Raw genomic sequence first — 1,994 nt, forward strand, 5'->3', positions numbered from 1 at the left:
CAATGGAACAGATTATAGTTATGATGAAAACGGAAATATGACAACTGATGCCAACAAAGGCATCACCAACATCACCTACAACCATCTGAATTTACCTACTCAGGTAACGATGGCAGACGGAAATATTCAGTATATTTATAATGCCGTTGGTGTAAAACTAAAAAAGATAGTAAACAACACTGCGGAAAGTTCTTTGACTAATACCGAATATGCTGGAAACTATATCTATGAGAATGGTACGCTACAGTTTTTCAATACAACTGAAGGCTATGTAGAACCCAATGGAAGCTCTTTTGATTACCTATACCAGTATAAAGATCATTTGGGAAACATACGATTGTCCTATCAGGATGCTGATGGGAGTGGGTCTATTGCGCAATCTGAAATTAGAGAAGAGAATAATTATTATCCATTTGGACTCAAACATAAAGGGTACAATAATGTTGTGAATGGCGTTGAGAATAATTACAAAACGTTCCAAGGGCAAGAGCTTCACGAAGACCTTGATTTAAACTGGTTAGAGTTCAAGTATCGTTTTTACAATCCTGCTTTAGCGAGATTCCATAACATTGACCCTGTGGCTCAAGAATATGCCTACCAGTCGCCTTATAACTTTTCTGAAAACAGAGTTATTGACGGAATTGAATTAGAAGGAGCTGAAAGGTTATCCGTACATACGCCGAATAGAGTTTATGGAAAACCAGTAGTTAGAAATGAACATCCAACTGGATTACAAATGAATGCAGCAACGGCAGCAGTTGTTGCAAGACATCCAATTGCTTCAAGTAACGTAGGTTCTGTTGAAAGAGGCGGTACAAATATATCTTCTGTTTCTGGTAGAATAGCACGTCACGCAGCATCTAATGGTAATATGACAGTAGGAGAAGGTTCTGAAAGAAATGCGTTAAGACACGCAACTTGGATTGCTAAGATTACCAGTAACTATGGAGAAGAAGCTGCTAATAATATTGGAAATGCACACGAAGGAGTAGAAATGGGAGCAACTGCTTTTGTAGACTTTACGCAACCTGCGCCAGACAATCTTTCAGGAGCTGATAGTGTTGTAGATTTTCTAAACAATGAGATAGGACGTCAAATTGGAGCAGATTTAGGAGAAGGAGCTACGGAATATGAAGCAGCGGTTGCTGCATTAGATGTTCAATTAAATGAAGGACTTTTTACGGCTACTACTGATAAAGATGGTAATATTACTATATCAAGAACAAAAATCACGCAAGAACAATATAATACAGCTATAAAGACTTTGAAAACGTTAAATCGATATGGTATGAATAGTGCTGACAGAAAATCTTTAGAAGAAGAAAAGAAAAATTAGCATGATGAAACGACTTAAAATATTATCATTTGTAACAATACTACTTTTTACAATTGGTTGTGTTGAACAAAAAGATTTCAATTCTTCTGAATGGAAGAATTGGGAAGAAACAGAATCAACACCCAATACAAGGTGGTTAATGCACAGGGATTTATTAAGTAAATATGAATTGGAAGGAGCTAATAAAGATTATATCTTGAATTTACTTGGAAAGCCTGACTCTGAAACAGATAATGAATATTATTACCAGTTAGGTACTACAGGAAGAGGGATAAATACAGGAACATTAATGATTAAATTTGCAAATGGTTCTGTAGTAGATATTGAAGTAACTAACGGTTAAAAATCTCTAATTATAATGAAAGCGACAGCAGAAATGTTGTGGTTTTTTTTATTCCTTATAGTGAAACCATATTTTTATTGAAGAAGTCCTTGAACTTGGATTTAGTTAGCATACTGTCAATGATGCGAAATAGAGCTTGTTTATCCTCATCTTCAAACTGTTGTATAAGGTTGATACGCTCGGAAACAGATTTATCTACGATAGTAACCTCTTTAGGTACTTGTTCGCGCATATGCACAAGCTCGTCAAGAGTAATGCCGATGTATTAGAACACGTACAGTATTTTGATGGCCTAGGTCGCCCCATTCAACAAAT

3 protein-coding genes are annotated in these 1,994 nt (G+C 36.0%); 2 read left to right on the forward strand and 1 reads right to left on the reverse strand.

The window, feature by feature from the left end; translation table 11 throughout:
- Both WBG07_RS19265 and WBG07_RS19270 read left to right on the forward strand, forming a co-directional pair.
- On the forward strand, window positions 1-1,336 hold a 1,336-nt coding region (locus WBG07_RS19265; protein WP_340203754.1), incomplete at its 5' end, for an RHS repeat domain-containing protein.
- 1 nt (window position 1,337) lies between these two features.
- Window positions 1,338-1,679 (forward strand): hypothetical protein, encoded by a 342-nt coding sequence (locus tag WBG07_RS19270; RefSeq protein WP_340203756.1) that lies wholly within the window; start codon window positions 1,338-1,340, stop codon window positions 1,677-1,679.
- A gap of 55 nt (window positions 1,680-1,734) precedes the next feature.
- On the opposite strand, the gene WBG07_RS19275 is transcribed toward WBG07_RS19270, so the two are convergent.
- Complete coding sequence (locus WBG07_RS19275; protein ID WP_340203757.1) at window positions 1,735-1,911, reverse strand: hypothetical protein; 177 nt, start codon at window positions 1,909-1,911, stop codon at window positions 1,735-1,737.
- Window positions 1,912-1,994: the final 83 nt, after the last annotated feature.

The sequence above is a fragment of the Ascidiimonas meishanensis genome (genome assembly GCF_037782385.1).
Taxonomy (GTDB): domain Bacteria; phylum Bacteroidota; class Bacteroidia; order Flavobacteriales; family Flavobacteriaceae; genus Ascidiimonas; species Ascidiimonas meishanensis.

Coding starts and splice junctions, on each gene's coding strand:
- WBG07_RS19270 (WP_340203756.1), top strand. CDS start 1,338: ATGATGAAACGACTTAAAATATTATCATTTGTAACAATACTACTTTTT.
- WBG07_RS19275 (WP_340203757.1), bottom strand. CDS start 1,911: ATGCGCGAACAAGTACCTAAAGAGGTTACTATCGTAGATAAATCTGTT.